This window comes from Sphingomonas sp. 28-62-20 (assembly GCF_002281505.1).
Genome location: NZ_NCGH01000012.1, coordinates 65,351 through 80,749, shown reverse-complemented (window position 1 = coordinate 80,749; position 15,399 = coordinate 65,351). Strand labels below are relative to the sequence as shown.

Below are 15,399 nucleotides of genomic sequence, written 5' to 3'. Positions count from 1 at the left end.
CTGTGCTGGTATGGCCGGTCCGCGTTGACTTTCGACTAGCCTCGATGGCGATCAAGGCAGCGCATGAAGGCCGGTAAATGGCGATCGCGCGAGGCCGCCTGCAGCCGTTCCAGCACCTCGCGGGCCTGGACATCCGTCACGTTCGGCAGCAATTTATCGTAGAGCGCTATGTTTTCCACCTCGGCAGCAATCGCGTCGCGACAGGCATCTTGGAGCGTTTCCGGTGCCGCGACCTTGCCCGCCCAGCGATTCGGAATAGGGACAAGTCCGAGCCGCGCGCATTGGCCAAGCAATGCGTCCGCATGTCGACGCTCGGCCTCGACGATATTGATGAACGGGCGCACCGGACCGAAACGCTCGATAACTGCGGCATAGGTCGCCTCGGCCTTGTATTCGTCGTCGAGGGCATCGCCAAGGATTGCTGCAAGGCTGGTCGACGTGTCGAGGCTCCCAAATCGCGATGGCGTGTTTCGGGTCATGGCTGGGGACGCGACGTCGCGGCTACGCTGGCAGGAAGGATCGGTATCACAACGCTTGGCTGTACCCCGTTCAAGCTGCCGAGAAACGCCGTGATATGATCGACTTCGGGCGTCGCCAGCTTATCACCGAGCTGGGTGTTGCCCATCACCTCGACCGCCTGGCGAAGGTCCCACACCGATCCGGTGTGGAAATATGGCGCGGTCAGGGCAATGTTGCGAAGCGACGGGACTTTGAAATTATAGTCATCGCCGACCAGGCCGGTGACAACCGACCGGCCTTTGTCGCCTGACGGTCGCATCGCCGCTCCCGGCGCGGCCACGACCCCGAATTTGGCATACATCCCGCCACCGACGTTGATGCCGCTGTGGCAAGCGGCACACCCCTTGTCGATAAACAGTTTCAAGCCCTGTTTTTGCGAGGCCGTGAGCGCCTTGGCGTCACCTTTCAGGTAGCGATCAAATGGAGCATCAGGCGTTAGCAATCCAGCTTCAAAAACGGCGATCGCCTTCTGCACATTCACCAAGCTGATCGGATCCGCCTCGCCCGGAAATGCTTTGGCGAACGCATCGCGATAGCCGGGGATACCCTTTAGCTGCTCCGCAACATGCGTTTGCGGCGACGCCATCTCGACCGGATTGACCATCGGTCCGCCTGCCTGCGCCTGCAAGTCGGCGGCGCGCCCGTCCCAGAACTGTGCGGTATTGAAGACAGCGTTCAATACTGTGGGGCATTTCGACCGCCATGCTGCCAGTGATGACCGATGGATGTCGGTTCATTATCGGTCCCGCCTAGACCAATATTGTGACACGAAGCGCAGCTGATGGCGTGGCTTGCCGACAGCCGCGGATCGAAAAACAGCATCTTGCCAAGCGCCAGTTTGGCTGGCGTCGCGTCATTCCCGGGCAGTGCCGGAGCGGTGGCGGGAATGGCTTTGAATAACGTTCGGGCGGTTTCCATAAGGGGTTCGCTCGCGGCTGCCGTCGGGTTCGGCGCAGCGGCGTTACCGACCGGCTGACCGCTGGAAGATTTTTGGTTTTCGCAGCCTGCAAGGGCAACGCTGCAGCAATAACGAGTCCGATGGCGGGCCGCATCATCCGCTACTCCTATCCATGGCTCGGAAGGACGCCGGGCGACGTTTTTGGGGCATTTGGCCCAATAGTTGAACGATAGCGGCGTCGGAACGTTCCACCTTGATACGGATCAAACAGGATAGTCGCGTTCGCTGCGACGTTTAGCGAGCGCAGTCGAAATGTGCGGCACCGTTACCGCGCTGCCCCTGTTTGCATAGGCATGCGCAGAAGGTTTTTCAGGAGTCAGTAATGGTCGAAGACTGGTTGACGTTGATGGGGACCATGAATGGCGCAGTGCGGGATCTTCGCACCGCCTCGCCCGATGTGATGAAGGCGTTTTCGGATATGGCGCGAGCCGCGCACGGCGGTGAAGCACTGGACGGCAAGACGAAGGAACTTGTTGCGCTGGCGATCAGCGTCGCTGTCCGCTGCGATCCCTGCATCGCCTATCATGCCGAGGGAGCCGTGAAGCAGGGCGCTTCCCGCGCTGAAGTTTCGGAAACCTTGGCGATGGCGGTGTACATGGGCGCTGGACCGTCGGTGATGTATGCTGCCAAAGCCCTTGAAGCTGTCGACCAAGTTGCGGGGCGCGAGGCACCCGCTACATAACGGCAATCTAGCCAGAGCCAAACAACACGCCGACCGCGTTATGGTTGACCGACTCGTCGCCATGGGTGCAACCGCGCGCATGGCATTTCGTCTGAATGTTTTTTCTCTCGGTCGCCATCCGATCGTTGTTCGCATCAGGCAGGGACTGCGAGAGAGTGAAGCTGCGCTGATTGCGCTAGCGGCAACCGTTGGTCTGGCGGCGGGCGTACTGACCAATGTGCAGAGCCTGCTCGCACACGGTCTGCAGCAGGTTCTGTATGGCGTCACTCTCAACCGGCTGAGCGCGCTCGGATCGATCCATCACCCTTGGCGGCTGGTTGCGCTGCCGATCGGCGGTGCTGCCTTGGCGCTGATCACCATTGCATTCCGGCAGCGCGACCGTGTGCCGATCGACGTTGTCGAGGCGAATGCGTTGCATGGCGGCCGGATTCCGCTGCGCGATAGCCTGATGATCTCTTGCCAGACCATTCTGTCCAACGGATGCGGTGCATCGGTGGGGCTTGAGGCGGCCTATGCGCAAATCGGCGGTGGCATCGCCTCGCTATTCGGTCAGGGGCTGCGGCTGCGTCGTGCTGACTTGCGCACGTTGGTGGGAGCCGGTGCCGGCGCGGCGGTCGGGGCCGCGTTTGGCGCTCCTTTGACCGGGGCCTTTTACGCATTCGAAATCGTCATCGGTGCCTATAGCCCGGCGGCGATTGCGCCGGTGGCCGCGGCAGCGCTCGCCGCGACCTTCGTGACGCGCACGCTGGGTGTGCCGCCCTATCTCATCGCTTCGGCGGCGGAGCGATCCGTGACAACGGTCGATTATCTGCTTTATGCTGGGCTTGGTATCGCCTGCGCGGTTTTCGGGATTATCGTCATGCGGCTGGTCACCCAAAGCGAAAGGGTGGTGCGTCGGCTGCCGATTGCCGAGCCGTGGCGACCGTTGGTTGGTGGCCTGTTGCTGATCCCAATTGCTTTGGTTTCGCCGCAATCGTTGTCGGCGGGCCACGGTGCGCTTCATCTCGACCTGGTGCTTCATTTGTCGGTTGAGTTTCTTGCCGCCGTGTTGTTCCTGAAGCTGGCGGCCTCGGTGGTCTCGCTCAGCTTCGGTTTTCGCGGTGGGCTTTTCTTCGCGTCGCTGTTCATGGGGGCGCTATTTGGGCAGCTCTATGCCGAACTCATCAATGCCGTCGGCATTGGCGTAACGCTCGACGTCAATGACGCAGCTCTGGTCGGCATGGCCGCATTGAGCGTGTCGATCATCGGCGGGCCGATGACATTGTCGCTGCTCATTCTGGAGACCACCCACGACTTTTCGCTGACAGCGGTGGTCATTACCGCTGCCCTAGTTGCCAGCGCGTTCACGCGAGAGCGGTTTGGCTATTCCTTCTCGACCTGGCGACTGCACGTGCGCGGCAGTGCCGTCCGCAGCCCCCGCGATATCGGGTGGATGCACCGGCTAACGGCGCGCAGCTTGATGCGGCTCGATCCCGTCGTGCTCCCACAGACCACCACGATTGCCGAGTTTCGGCTGCGCGTGCCGTTAGGATCGACCAGCCGGGCGATCGTGGTCGACGACGCCGGCGGCTATTGCGGCATGGTCTTCACCGCCGCGGCTTTCGCCGACGCCGTGGACGTGCAGGCCCCGCTTTCATCGCTCGCCGTCCAGCAATCCTGCTCGGTCGCCCCGACGGATGATATTGCGGCGCTGATGCGCTTGTTCGACGATGCGGGTGCGGATGACATCGCCGTTGTGGACGCGACCGGGCAGGTTCTGGGGGTCGTCACCGAGAAATATGTTCGCCGTCGCTATCTGGGCGAAAGCGAAGCCGAACTCCGTCGGCTGTTCGGAGAATAATTCGACCGATAGCTGCCGCTCAAACGATCAGCGTGTGCCGTGCACGAGGTGGACGCGCGCAGGCAGCCGGACGGCACCATTCGACCAGTGTTGCTCGAACCGCTCCGCTAGCGCCATCGTCGCCCGTTCGATCAGTTCCGGCCCTCGATCGGCCAGCACTTGCGCCACCGACATGCTATCGATCGCGAACTGAGCAGCGGCGTTCGGCTGGAGATCGCCGCCGATGGCGAGGTCGCCGCGCCAGTCCTGCACCTCGCCATGGCGAAAGCCGGCCTCGTTCAGCAACTCCAGCAATGTGCCGACTTCCCCGTAGCGCATCGGTCCGGGCGCATCGACAGGGGGTGGCGGCACATCGACCAGCGCGCTGATCGTTTCGCGGACGATCGCCATCCAGCGATTATCCGCAGGCGGCCCCCAGACGGCAAAGACAAAGCGCCCGCCCGGTGCGAGCAGCCGGGCGATGTTGGCAAAAGCAGCGGGGGGATAGGTGAAAAACATCGTCCCGAACCGCGAGACGATCCGGTCGAAGGGTGTTTCGACCGCCAAGGTGGCGCTATCCCCCACGGCAAAGATTGGGGCAGAATCGACGGACGTGGCGCGGTTCTGGGCGTACATCACCAGCGCTGGTGAAATGTCGTACCCGAACACTGCTGCTCCCGGATCGGCAGCAGCGGCGACGGCCAGGGTCGTGCCACCACCGCCACAGGCAAGGTCGGCAATCCGCCGCGCGCCGCCCAGCGCGAGCAGCTCGATCAATGGTGCATCGACCGGCGCCAACATGGCTTCCATCCGGCCAAGTTGCGCGAGCCATTTCTCGCCACGTGCGCCTGCCCAGTCATCGCTGGTCGGATTTTCGCCGTTGGGCTGACTCGGTTTCATAGCCTTTGCCATTCTCGTTGTTGGGTCGCTTTGACCCGATCTTGCTCGGTCAATCCGATGTCGCTCATCGCCATTGCGGCAGGAATGCCGGAGTCGCTGAGCGATAACGTCGATAGGCGTCGCCATAACGCGCGATCAAGCGCTGCTCCTCGATCCGGCTCCCGATAATCAGGTACAAGGTCACCCAGCAGGCAGTCGCCAAAACAAGCTCGGAACGCGCCATTCCCCACACCACGAGCAGCACCGCCGAATAGAGCGGGTGGCGCATCCACCGATGCAGGCCGCTCACCGCCAATGGTGCAGCGCCTTCGTCGGCGCCGCGCAACTGCGCCGTGCCGATGAAGGCGCCGAGTTGATAGGACCGCAACGCCATCCAGCCAAGCAAGAGCCCTACGATCACCGCGACGTCCATCAACCAACGGAGCGCCAATGGCAGCACGAGCGGTGGTGCGTTGTTCGCAAGCCAACGGCCCGTCGCCAACACGGAGAGCAATGCCAGAATCGCCAGCGCATTATAAACAAGCCGGTGCGCCCGGCCTGCCAACCGACCGATGCCCCGGCGCACATCGGCACCAGCCAGCACGCTATGGCTCAATGCAAAGCCAAGCCACAGCAGGGCATAGATCAGGTGATCAGCAACCGACATTGGCGCGCGCATCCTTCTGCTCGCCGCATATCAGTTTGCGCCTCACGCCGCGAGCGAACGCTTGCTGAAGAACCAGTCGACATAGTCATAGCCTTCGTCGGCGCGTGCATCTGCCGCTTCGACGGTCGCTGGCGGCGGCACGATAACATCCTCGCCGGGCTGCCAGCCTTCGGGGGTTGCGATCTTGTTGGCATCGGCAGTCTGCAGCGCTTCAAGCAAGCGGAGGAACTCAGCGACCGATCGACCATTCGACATCGGGTAATAGACCATCGCACGGACAATCCCTTCGGGATCAATGATGAAGGTCGCACGTACAGCCGCCGTGTCCGACGCGCCGGGATGGATCATGCCATAGGCATGGGCAATCTGCATCGACAGGTCATCGATAATCGGAAAGGTGATATCGACCCCGAACTTGTCCTTGATCGTTCGCACCCAGGCGATGTGCGAGTGGACCGAGTCGATCGACAGCCCGAGCAGGGCACAATTCAATGCTTCGAATTTGGCTGAAGCCTTGGCGAAACCCATGAACTCGGTCGTGCACACTGGCGTGAAGTCCGCAGGATGCGAGAACAGTATCAACCATTTGCCACGATAATCCGCCAGCGAGCGCGGTCCCATCGTGGTCTTTGCAGTAAAGTCGGGTGCGGGGTCGCCGATGCGTGGCATGGCAATGCGGGCCTGGGTGTCGATGTCCATGATTAGATCCTTCGGGGCGTTGATCGCCGATAACGCTTCCATACGCCGATCCCTGGGCCTCAGCAAATTCGATATATCATTTAACGTAATCGTATTTATGATACATCGGCGGTTGGAGTGATTGTGCCGATTGCAATCTGCTGTGTGATGAGCATCAGTGGGCCCGGGCGGTGGGATACCAGAATAAGCCCCGTCCCTGTTGTCCGAAACCATGCATCCAGCCGCGCAATCAGTTCGGCCTCGGTCGCTGCGTCGAGTCCTTCGGTTGGTTCGTCGAGAATCAGCCAAGGTCGACCGGCAAGCAGTGCGCGCGCCAGCGACAGCCGCTTGCGCTCGCCGCCGGAGAGGGTGCCACCATCTTCCCCGATCCGCGTCTCCAGTCCCTCGGGCATCGCCGCGATACGATCGGCGAGGCACGCGGTCGCCAGTGCATCGTGCATCTGCTGCTCTGTCACTTTCGGTCGAGCGAGGCGCAGATTGTCGGCAATCGTGCCAGCGATCAGCGTGGCATCCTGCGGGGACAGCGCGAAGTATTGGCGCAGCCGCTCGGCGGCACAATCGGCGATGGGCATGTCATCGATCATGATTCCATGAATGGCGGGCCGCAGCCCCGCCAGCGCTTCGACCAAGCGCGTCTTGCCTGAACCCGAAACGCCCGTGATCGCAACGCGCGAGGCTGGCTTAAGCCGGGTAGGTCCCACCGCAAAGGTCATGGCGGCGGCCTCGAGCGCTGTTGGAACCTTCGCGCCCTCGGGCAATGCGGTCAGGTCCGATAACCGCGCCAGCGACTCGTTGACGCTCGCCTCGCGGAAGGCGGTTCGGGCAAAGGCGGCCATCGCCTCGACCGATGCAGTTGCGGCGAGAAGTGCGAGCGCGATTTCGGCTGCCTGTCCCACCGCAAGCGCGAGGACCAGCGAGGCGCTAAGCGCGCCATATCCTGCCATCAGTGCCGCGATAAGCCCCTCGCCGCGAAACAGGCGCGCGCGGGCATGGTCGAGACGCACGGCTTGGGCCTCGAGGTCGGCCAGGACGCGATCGGCCAGCCCATAGGCGATGATTTCTGGCCGCGCGGCAACGAAATCCACGAAACGAGTCCGCAGTTCGCCAACCGCGTCGGCGGCGTCGCGTGCAGGATCGGCAGTAACGCGGCGGGCGATGATCGCTAGCAGAAACGGTAAGGCGCCGAGCATCAGTGCCAGTGCCAGCGCAGAAGCCCAACCAGCAAAGAAAGTAATCCCGACCGCGAATAGCACGGCGATAAGGCTCGCAGGCCGCGTCGGACGCCGGATGATCAGATCCTCGAGCGCAGCAATGTCGCCGATCAATCGCCCGCTCGCGTCGCCACCAGAGATATCGATCGCGGCTCGGCTGTCCTGCGCCGCGAGTTTGTTGAATAATTGCGCCCGCAGCGTCGCCATGCCCAGCATTGCGGCGCGGTGCGCGAGCAGACGTTCGCCATAGCGGCTGCCGGTCCGCATAATGGCCAGGCCACGGATCGCCGCGCTGGGGAGAAGATAGTTGAAGGCCAGCACGGCTGCGGTGCCGGCGGCCCCTGCGATTGCCGCCGCGGTCAGGAACCAGCCCGACAGCGCCAGCAATAAGATCGATGAAAGGCCGGCGAGCAGGGCACAGACCGTCGCCCATCTTAGCGTGACGCGCTCTCCAAGGCCGAACGTGACGGGAATCGGCGAACGGCTCATAGCTGTACTTCGGCATCGGCGACGGCGATCAACCGGGCATCATGGGTCGCCACAATGATGGCGTGGTGCTGCGCCAGGTCGCGGAGCAGGGCAATGATGGCTTCCGCACTCTTGGCATCGAGATCGGCGGTGGGTTCGTCACAGAGCAGCAGCGGTCGAGCCGAGAGAATCGCGCGCGCCAGCCCAATGCGGCGTCGTTCGCCGCCCGAAAGGCCCGAACCTCGGTGGTCAAACTGGAGATCGAGGCCGTCCGGGCGCGATACAATCAACGGCATCAGGCCAACCCGTTCAGCGACCATCAGAATGTCGGCATCGCCTGCCCCAGGCCTTGCGAGCGCGAGATTGTCACGGAGCGTGCCGGGCACAATCAGCGGGCGCTGCGCCGCCCAAGCGATGTCATCGGGAGCGATTGGCGTGACGGTGCCATTCGAGGGAGCGATCTGCCCGGCGATGGCGGCGAGCATGCTCGTCTTGCCGCTTCCCGTTATCCCGGTCAGCGCGACCATCCCGGTCTTGCCGATCACCAGATCGACAGGACCAATCCGCCGCCCCGGCCATTCGATCGTCAGCTGGATTACGGTGACGGACTGATAGGGCGCTTTGGAAGGAGCTAGGGGCTCGATCTCGATGATCGGGCGGAGCTCAGAGCGCGCCGCCTCGCCAAGCTGCTTCTCATGATAGGCGGCGGCCAGACGCCGCATCGGCAGGTAAAATTCAGGCGCCATCGCGAGCGCGAAAAAGGCTTCCCGCAGCGTGAGCGCCTCAGGGTTGGGGAATGGCAGCAGGCCGAGCAGACTGAAGCCGCAATAGACCGCGACCAGCGCGACAGAGAGCGCCGAGAAGAACTCCATCACCGCACTCGACAGGAATGCGGCACGCAGCACGATGATCGTGCGATCGGCGACATCGCGCGTTGCGGCGGCGACCTGACGGGCGATCCGCTCCTCTGCCCCGAAATGACGAACGATCGGTAGCGTCCGCACCCGATCGACGAACAGTCCCGACAAGTGCCCGAGCGCCGCCAACTGGCGTTCCGAAGCGCCCCGGGCCATCGAGCCAGCCAGGATCATGCCGAATGCGAAGGGGATCAAGGTCACCAACAATATCCCGGCAGCGACCAAGCTCGCAAAGGCCACGATGACGAGGACGACGAGTGGCGCAGCAGTAGCCGCCATGCGTGCAGGCACGAACCGCGCTTCATATTGCGCGATGGTCTCGGGGTGATCGATCGCGAGCACGGCGGCCTGGCCGGTCATTGGCGCGGCGGGCAACTGCACAGTCAGCAGGCGGCGGAGAATCAAGCCGCGCAAGGCAGTTGATGTCGCCTGCGCACCCTGAATCGCTAGTGCATGGACGAGCAGGACTGCTCCAGCGCGAACAATACCGCCCGCCACCATCGCCATCAGTGCGACGGACGGCAGCGCCATGCCTACCGCAAGCTTGGCGATGGCGTCAGCGATCCCCCAAGCGAACAGCGCTGCGCCAACCAGATCGGTCAACCAAGCCATGCCCGCTATTTTTTGTTTACTCATCATGCCGTATTGAGTAATTGATACTCATCGAAGCGCCAAGGGTGATTCCACCTCAAACGCACTGGACGACCGAAACGAAGGATTTGCATATGGACATGGCCGTCGTCGAGCTGTCGAGGCTCCAGTTCGCACTCACCGCGATGTATCACTTCCTGTTCGTGCCGTTGACGCTGGGGCTGTCGTTCATCCTGGTCATCATGGAAAGCGTCTATGTGATGACGGACCGCCCGATCTGGCGCGACGTCACGCGCTTCTGGGCCAAGCTGTTCGGAATCAACTTCGTGCTCGGCGTCGCGACCGGGCTGACGATGGAGTTCGAGTTTGGCACCAACTGGTCCTATTACTCGCAATATGTCGGCGACATTTTCGGTGCACCGCTCGCGATCGAGGGGCTGATGGCTTTCTTCCTGGAAGCCACGTTCGTTGGCGTCATGTTCTTCGGTTGGGATCGGCTGACCAAGCGGCAGCACCTTCTCACCACTTTCATGGTGGCGCTCGGCTCCAACCTCTCGGCGCTATGGATTCTGATCGCCAATGGCTGGATGCAGCATCCGGTCGGCTCTGTGTTCAACCCGATGACGATGCGCATGGAGGTGACTGACTTTGCCGCCGTGCTGTTCAATCCCGTTGCACAGGCCAAGTTCGTCCACACCGTCAGCGCGGGTTATGTCACTGCGTCGGTCTTCGTCCTCGGCGTATCGGCTTACTATCTACTGAAGGGCAAGCATCTCGAACTCGCCAAGCGCAGCTTCGTGGTAGCGGCTGCCTTCGGGCTCGCGTCGTCACTTTCAGTTGTCGTGTTGGGCGACGAGAGCGGCTACGCACTTACCGATAACCAGAAAATGAAACTCGCGGCAATCGAGGCTGAATGGCATACCGAACCCGCTCCCGCCGGGATCACCGTTTTCGGCATGCCGTCAAACCAAGGGCGCGAGACGCTCTACGCAGTCAAGATTCCCTATGTGCTGGGACTAATCGGTACGCGCAGTCTAACGGGTCAGGTCGAAGGAATTTACCCTCTCGTCGCCGATGCTCGGCAGCATATCGTGAACGGTCTGCCTGCTTATGATGCCGTTGAGCGCCTCAAACTCAATCCGAAGGATGTGGCAGCGCGCGCGGCGTTCGAGCACAACAAGACTGATTTGGGATATGCGATGCTCCTGAAGCGCTACGTTGCTGATCCGCGCAAAGCCGATGCGGCCATGATCGACAAGGCTGCTTGGTCGACCGTTCCCAATGTCCCGGCGCTGTTCTGGCTGTTCCGCGGCATGGCGGGGCTTGGCTTCTTCTTCATCGCCTTTTTTGGCGCGGCGATCTACTTCGCCAACACGCGCAAGTTTGACCGCAAGTGGTTCCTGCGGCTGGCGGTTCTCATCATGCCGCTCCCTTGGATCGCGGCAGAAATTGGCTGGCTTGTTGCAGAAATCGGGCGCCAGCCCTGGGCGGTGGACGGCGTTTTGCCGACATTCCTCGGCGCCTCGAGCCTGAGCGTTCCCGCGATCTGGACGACGATCATCGGGTTCACCCTGCTCTATGGCACGCTGGCAGTGATCGAGGTTCGACTCATGCTTGCGATGATCAAGAAGGGCCCGGAAACCTACACGCCGTGGCAACCGCGCCACGACGCTGTGCCCCCCAAGCCCGAACCGAGCCCGGCCTTCGCCGTGCCCGCAGAATGACCGCCTGATCGAACCGGAGACAGACCATGCCGCTTGATTATGAAACGATGCGGGTCATTTGGTGGGCGCTGATGGGCGTCCTGCTGATCGGTTTTGCGCTCACCGATGGCTTTGACCTGGGGGCCGCCGCTTTGCTTCCTTTTGTTGGGCGCAACGACGAAGAGCGCCGTCTGGTGATCAACACGATCGGAGCGACCTGGGAGGGAAACCAAGTATGGTTCATCCTCGGCGGTGGCGCGATCTTTGCCGCATGGCCGTTGGTGTACGCGGTCAGCTTTTCGGGCTTCTACCTTGCCATGTTCCTAGTGCTCGCCGCACTGATCTTGCGGCCGGTGGGCTTCAAATATCGCTCCAAGCATGACGACCCGAAGTGGCGGAACCGCTGGGACTGGGCGTTGTTTGTTGGTGGCTTCGTGCCGGCGCTGGTATTCGGGGTGGCGGTTGGCAACGTCCTGCTCGGTGCGCCGTTCAGGCTGGATGGAGATTTGCGGTCCTTTTATGAAGGCGGCCTGCTGGGCCTGTTCACCCCGTTCAGCCTGCTGACCGGTGTGTTGTCGGTGGCGATGCTGGTGCTGCACGGTGCTGGTTGGCTAAGCCTCAAGCTCGAGTCAGGACCGGTCCTCGATCGTGCGCGTAATTATGGCCGTGTCGCTGCAGTGCTCGCGATTCTACTCTTTATCGCCGGTGGGGCATTCGTTGCCTGGAGCGGCATGGGCTATCGGCTCGAAGGGATCGTCGACGCGAATGGACCGTCCAACCCGCATCTGATCAAAGCGGTCGCCGCACCGGGGGCCTGGCTCGACAATTTCACGGCGCAGCCGTGGATGTTGGCAGCGCCAGTGCTCGGGCTGGTCGGGCCCGTACTGGCATTTCTCGGCATCAACGGCCGACGTAACGCTCTGGTGTTCGTAGGGTCGTCGCTCGCCAATATCGGGATCATTTCCACGGTTGGGCTCTCGATGTTCCCATTCATCCTGCCTAGCTCAATCGATCCCGCATCGAGCCTGACGGCATGGAACGCGTCGTCGAGTCATCTGACCTTGTTCATCATGCTGATCGTCACCGTGATCTTCCTGCCCGTCGTCCTTGCCTACACTGCATGGGTCTATCGGGTGATGTTCGGGCGGGTGACGACGGAGCAGGTACGTTTCAACCCCGATTACTATTGATCGCCGCGAAGAAGGATTCACCAAATGTGGTATTTTGCTTGGATACTGGGGCTTGGCCTTGCCGTTGGGGTGGCTGTGTTGAACGGCGTTTGGCACGAATTTCATGTCGACCCCGCAAGTGATCGGACGGTTGTCGACTGAAATGCTGCGATCGCATTCTGCGATGCAGATTATGTTTATCCGAGGCGCGATGATGGTCCGATCATCTTGGTATAGCGGTTCGCGACGTGCTCGTCCGGGTGGCGCGGCCGGCCGCCGATATGATCAAATAAGCGCCGGCGACGAACATCGGCAGTGTCAGCCACTGGCCCATATGCAAGCCGGTCCGAGCGGCAAAGCCGATCAGCTGGGCATCAGGTTCGCGGAAAAACTCCACCGTGAAACGTGCCAAGCCGTATCCGACCAGGAAAACGCCAACGAGCATACCAGGTCTGCGCCTCGATCCGGTGAACCAGAAAAGTCCGGCGAGGACGGCGAAGAGCGCCAGTCCTTCCAAACCAGCCTCATAGAGCTGACTGGGGTGGCGAGCGATCCCGTCATGGCTACCAGGGAAGATGATCGCCCAGGGCACGTCGGCAGGTTTACCCCACAACTCTCCGTTTACGAAGTTGGCAAGGCGGCCAAAGAACAAGCCGATTGGCACCGTGCAAGCAACATAGTCGTGAACGCGGAGCCAATCCAGGCGGTGTCGTCGGGCGAACACGATCAGCGCCAGTGAGACCCCTATGGCACCGCCGTGGAACGACATGCCGCCATCCCAAAGTTTGAAGATTCGCAAGGGATCGAGCAACATTTCGGGGCCGTAGAAAATGACATAACCGAGCCTTCCGCCCAAAATTACCCCGATAGTTGCGTAGAAGGTCAAATCATCAACCTGCGTCCGGCTCATTGGAGCGCCGGATCGTGTCAGCATGCGCAAGAGATACCACCAGCCGCCAAGTATGCCGACGATATAGGCTAGTGAGTACCAGCGAAGGTCGAACGTTCCGAGGGACAGTGCAACAGGATGAAGGCCAAGGTTGGCAAACTGAATATGACGCATGATGTCCGATTCTGATCGATCAGGGTTTCCCGACAATCAACCGCGGGTATTCTCTTGACGGGACTAAACCAACCTTTGTGCCTGCCCGAAGTCCACACCTTGCCCTAGCCACGCAACGGATGATCGCGAACCACAGTTTATGGAGCGAAAAACGGCGGGAAGATCGGCGCTTGGGTTTAGCTGATCAAGCGGCCAGGTTTTCCGACGCCGCTGAAGCCTGCGCGGCTACCCAAGCGTCCAATTCTTCGGTTGCATATACGACGCGCCGCCCGATTTTACGAAAAGTCGGCCCTGTGCCCATCCAGCGGTACGTCTGCATCGTACCCACGCTAAAGCCGATCCGAGCAGCAGCTGCCCGAGTGTCGAGCCATTTCGCCATGATCACTGAGCCTAAGACCGGGCTAAGCGACAGGTTGTGCTCCGATGGCGATGTTTGCGCCCGTATTTCTGCGGCGCTTCCGGGCTGAAGCTCGTCCGGGTCGAGAAAACTGGCGATTGCGTCGGCTATACGGTCGGCGGCCGACTTCAGCGGATGGTCGGACAGGTGGGTATACCGTGCAGTCGTTTTAGGACTGCTATGCCCGAGCAACGCGCCGATGATCAGCATACTGTCGCCGGAGGCTGCCCCGACCGAGGCGAAGCTGTGTCGCAAATCGTGAATCCGGACATCATCCAATCCGGCAGCGGCGCGAATCCGTTCCCAGCACGCCTGCAAATCGGTCACGTGGGTGCCATCCGCCTTGCCCGGCAAGAGGTATGGATTGCCAGCGACCTCAGGAATGGCCTCGATCGCCCGCATAGCGGCCATGCCAAGATGGACAATCTTTGAACCAGTCTTGCTGTCTGGCAGGCGGAGGCAGCGGTGATAATGATCGACATGCGCACGCTTGAGGGTCAGGATTTCATTCTTGCGGCATCCGGTGAGCATGAGAATCCGGATCGCGGCGAGCGCGAATGGGCTCTCGACGCCTAACGATGATGCACTTGCGAGTACCTGGCCCAATCGAGCGAGCTCCGCCGGAGACAGAAAGCGTTCGATCTTCTTGCTCGGATATTTGCGAATGCCGATCGCTGGATTGTTCGCTCGAAGGCCCCGCGATACCGCGAAACCCAGCGCGGCACTTAAGGTCGTCAGCGTACTGTTTGCAGCGCCCTTGCCACCACGCACGCGCGCCAGCCGCCGTTTGCCCTGCTTGACTGTCTTGGCCGTTTTGCCCGCAGCGACATCGCGCAACAGTCCTTCCAGGTCGGCTCGGCTCAATGACGAAACGCGGCGAAGCCCGAGCAGTGGTTTGACGTGATGCTCGATGTCAGATCGCGCGGCTGAGATAGAGGACTCCTTTCGCGTCAGCAGCCCCTCCGCCAGATAAAGATCGCAGAGCTCGGCGACCGAAAGTTCCGCGCGTTCATCGAATTTCGTCTGCTGCGGGTCGATTCCTTCGGCAACAAGGCCGACTAACCGTTTTGCCTCCAGTCGGGCCATTTCCGGTGTCCATGGGGATCCGTGCGTACCAATCTTGTACCGGCGCTGCCTGCCTTCGAAGCGATATTGGAAGACATAGGTGATCAGCCCGAGCGCCGAGACGCGAGCACCAAAGCCCAACAAATCTGCGTCACGGATCAGCCGATCCTTGCCGGTCGGTTTAATGCTGTCGATTAGTCGTTTATTGATGCGCACGGAACGATCCGCCATAATCAAATTCGCTTTCGCCAGGGTTGTTTCCAAGCTCCCCATCGGAAACCCATAGGAAACAGTTGGAAACAAGTCATGGCGTGCAGGATCGTATCGATGTCGGCCTAAGTCAATGTAAAGCAGCGATAATCGCAGAATCGGATACAACCGGATAGGTTAAAAGGTCGCTTGGTAAGGCTGAGGTCGTGAGTTCAATCCTCACCGGCAGCACCATTTTTCCCGATATTTTTGGGGAAATAGACAAGCGCGGTTTGCGCATTGTCGTGAACGGGTCAGCCTTAGCGCAATTTCGATTAGATTCGGCGCAGCAATGGTTCGACCGCAGCATCCCGAGCTAGGATTGCGCCTTGGCGGAGGGACT

At 61.2% G+C, this 15,399-nt stretch carries 14 protein-coding genes and 1 pseudogene; 6 read left to right on the top strand and 9 right to left on the bottom strand.

Features of this window, described 5'->3' with window-relative positions; translation table 11 throughout:
- Nucleotides 1-35 precede the first annotated feature (35 nt).
- Nucleotides 36-479 carry a DUF2202 domain-containing protein gene (locus B7Y43_RS12065; protein WP_374131903.1) on the bottom strand — a complete coding sequence of 148 codons (444 nt, stop codon included), beginning with the start codon at nucleotides 477-479 and terminating at the stop codon, nucleotides 36-38.
- Nucleotides 476-1,341: pseudogene (locus B7Y43_RS12060) on the bottom strand (cytochrome-c peroxidase). Before B7Y43_RS12060 ends, B7Y43_RS12065 begins: the two are co-directional and overlap by 4 nt.
- Nucleotides 1,342-1,799: 458 nt before the next feature.
- Here B7Y43_RS12060 and B7Y43_RS12055 point away from each other — a divergent pair.
- On the top strand, nucleotides 1,800-2,159 hold the full coding sequence (locus B7Y43_RS12055) for a carboxymuconolactone decarboxylase family protein (RefSeq protein WP_374131902.1): 360 nt from the start codon (nucleotides 1,800-1,802) through the stop codon (nucleotides 2,157-2,159).
- Nucleotides 2,160-2,238: 79 nt separating this feature from the next.
- Nucleotides 2,239-3,999: a chloride channel protein gene (locus B7Y43_RS12050; RefSeq protein WP_374131901.1), complete on the top strand. Its 1,761-nt coding sequence runs from the start codon at nucleotides 2,239-2,241 to the stop codon at nucleotides 3,997-3,999.
- 27 nt (nucleotides 4,000-4,026) lie between these two features.
- On the opposite strand, the gene B7Y43_RS12045 is transcribed toward B7Y43_RS12050, so the two are convergent.
- The 5 genes from B7Y43_RS12045 to B7Y43_RS12025 all read right to left on the bottom strand — a co-directional run bounded on the left by B7Y43_RS12045 (nucleotide 4,027) and on the right by B7Y43_RS12025 (nucleotide 9,431).
- Nucleotides 4,027-4,878 carry a class I SAM-dependent methyltransferase gene (locus tag B7Y43_RS12045; protein WP_374131900.1) on the bottom strand — a complete coding sequence of 284 codons (852 nt, stop codon included), beginning with the start codon at nucleotides 4,876-4,878 and terminating at the stop codon, nucleotides 4,027-4,029.
- A 64-nt stretch (nucleotides 4,879-4,942) separates the two neighbouring features.
- A complete protein-coding gene (locus tag B7Y43_RS12040; RefSeq protein ID WP_374131899.1) occupies nucleotides 4,943-5,524 on the bottom strand; it encodes an isoprenylcysteine carboxylmethyltransferase family protein in 582 nt (193 codons plus the stop codon).
- Nucleotides 5,525-5,566: 42 nt separating this feature from the next.
- Nucleotides 5,567-6,223, bottom strand: coding sequence for a peroxiredoxin (locus B7Y43_RS12035; RefSeq protein WP_374131898.1), 657 nt, complete (start codon nucleotides 6,221-6,223; stop codon nucleotides 5,567-5,569).
- Between the two features lie 95 nt (nucleotides 6,224-6,318).
- Entirely contained in the window at nucleotides 6,319-7,923 is a 1,605-nt protein-coding gene (locus B7Y43_RS12030) for an amino acid ABC transporter ATP-binding/permease protein (protein WP_374131897.1), read from the bottom strand.
- On the bottom strand, nucleotides 7,920-9,431 hold the full coding sequence (locus B7Y43_RS12025; protein WP_374131896.1) for an ABC transporter ATP-binding protein/permease: 1,512 nt from the start codon (nucleotides 9,429-9,431) through the stop codon (nucleotides 7,920-7,922). The genes B7Y43_RS12030 and B7Y43_RS12025 overlap by 4 nt, the downstream gene beginning before the upstream one ends.
- 113 nt (nucleotides 9,432-9,544) lie before the next feature.
- On the opposite strand from B7Y43_RS12025, the gene B7Y43_RS12020 reads away from it, so the two are divergent.
- From B7Y43_RS12020 to cydX, 3 genes are read left to right on the top strand one after another with little or no spacing between them, the layout of a single operon-like run.
- Entirely contained in the window at nucleotides 9,545-11,134 is a 1,590-nt protein-coding gene (locus B7Y43_RS12020; protein WP_374131895.1) for a cytochrome ubiquinol oxidase subunit I, read from the top strand.
- A gap of 26 nt (nucleotides 11,135-11,160) precedes the next feature.
- The gene (gene cydB, locus B7Y43_RS12015) at nucleotides 11,161-12,303 is read left to right on the top strand and encodes a cytochrome d ubiquinol oxidase subunit II (protein WP_374131894.1); all 1,143 of its coding nucleotides are present in this window, start codon (nucleotides 11,161-11,163) and stop codon (nucleotides 12,301-12,303) included.
- A gap of 24 nt (nucleotides 12,304-12,327) precedes the next feature.
- Nucleotides 12,328-12,444 (top strand): cytochrome bd-I oxidase subunit CydX, encoded by a 117-nt coding sequence (gene cydX, locus B7Y43_RS12010; protein WP_209516841.1) that lies wholly within the window; start codon nucleotides 12,328-12,330, stop codon nucleotides 12,442-12,444.
- Between the two features lie 61 nt (nucleotides 12,445-12,505).
- On the opposite strand, the gene lgt is transcribed toward cydX, so the two are convergent.
- Together lgt and B7Y43_RS12000 are read right to left on the bottom strand one after the other, a co-directional pair.
- Entirely contained in the window at nucleotides 12,506-13,345 is an 840-nt protein-coding gene (gene lgt / locus B7Y43_RS12005) for a prolipoprotein diacylglyceryl transferase (RefSeq protein WP_374131893.1), read from the bottom strand.
- A gap of 184 nt (nucleotides 13,346-13,529) precedes the next feature.
- Entirely contained in the window at nucleotides 13,530-15,071 is a 1,542-nt protein-coding gene (locus B7Y43_RS12000) for a tyrosine-type recombinase/integrase (RefSeq protein ID WP_374131892.1), read from the bottom strand.
- A 152-nt stretch (nucleotides 15,072-15,223) separates the two neighbouring features.
- Here B7Y43_RS12000 and B7Y43_RS11995 point away from each other — a divergent pair, with 152 nt between their 5' ends.
- Nucleotides 15,224-15,376 (top strand): hypothetical protein, encoded by a 153-nt coding sequence (locus B7Y43_RS11995; protein ID WP_374131891.1) that lies wholly within the window; start codon nucleotides 15,224-15,226, stop codon nucleotides 15,374-15,376.
- Nucleotides 15,377-15,399 lie beyond the last annotated feature (23 nt).

Coding starts and splice junctions, on each gene's coding strand:
- B7Y43_RS12025 (WP_374131896.1), bottom strand. CDS start 9,431: ATGGCTTGGTTGACCGATCTGGTTGGCGCAGCGCTGTTCGCTTGGGGG.
- B7Y43_RS12035 (WP_374131898.1), bottom strand. CDS start 6,223: ATGGACATCGACACCCAGGCCCGCATTGCCATGCCACGCATCGGCGAC.
- cydB (WP_374131894.1), top strand. CDS start 11,161: ATGCCGCTTGATTATGAAACGATGCGGGTCATTTGGTGGGCGCTGATG.
- B7Y43_RS12020 (WP_374131895.1), top strand. CDS start 9,545: ATGGACATGGCCGTCGTCGAGCTGTCGAGGCTCCAGTTCGCACTCACC.
- B7Y43_RS12055 (WP_374131902.1), top strand. CDS start 1,800: ATGGTCGAAGACTGGTTGACGTTGATGGGGACCATGAATGGCGCAGTG.
- lgt (WP_374131893.1), bottom strand. CDS start 13,345: ATGCGTCATATTCAGTTTGCCAACCTTGGCCTTCATCCTGTTGCACTG.
- B7Y43_RS12050 (WP_374131901.1), top strand. CDS start 2,239: ATGGCATTTCGTCTGAATGTTTTTTCTCTCGGTCGCCATCCGATCGTT.
- B7Y43_RS12030 (WP_374131897.1), bottom strand. CDS start 7,923: ATGAGCCGTTCGCCGATTCCCGTCACGTTCGGCCTTGGAGAGCGCGTC.
- B7Y43_RS12065 (WP_374131903.1), bottom strand. CDS start 479: ATGACCCGAAACACGCCATCGCGATTTGGGAGCCTCGACACGTCGACC.
- B7Y43_RS12045 (WP_374131900.1), bottom strand. CDS start 4,878: ATGAAACCGAGTCAGCCCAACGGCGAAAATCCGACCAGCGATGACTGG.
- B7Y43_RS12040 (WP_374131899.1), bottom strand. CDS start 5,524: ATGTCGGTTGCTGATCACCTGATCTATGCCCTGCTGTGGCTTGGCTTT.
- cydX (WP_209516841.1), top strand. CDS start 12,328: ATGTGGTATTTTGCTTGGATACTGGGGCTTGGCCTTGCCGTTGGGGTG.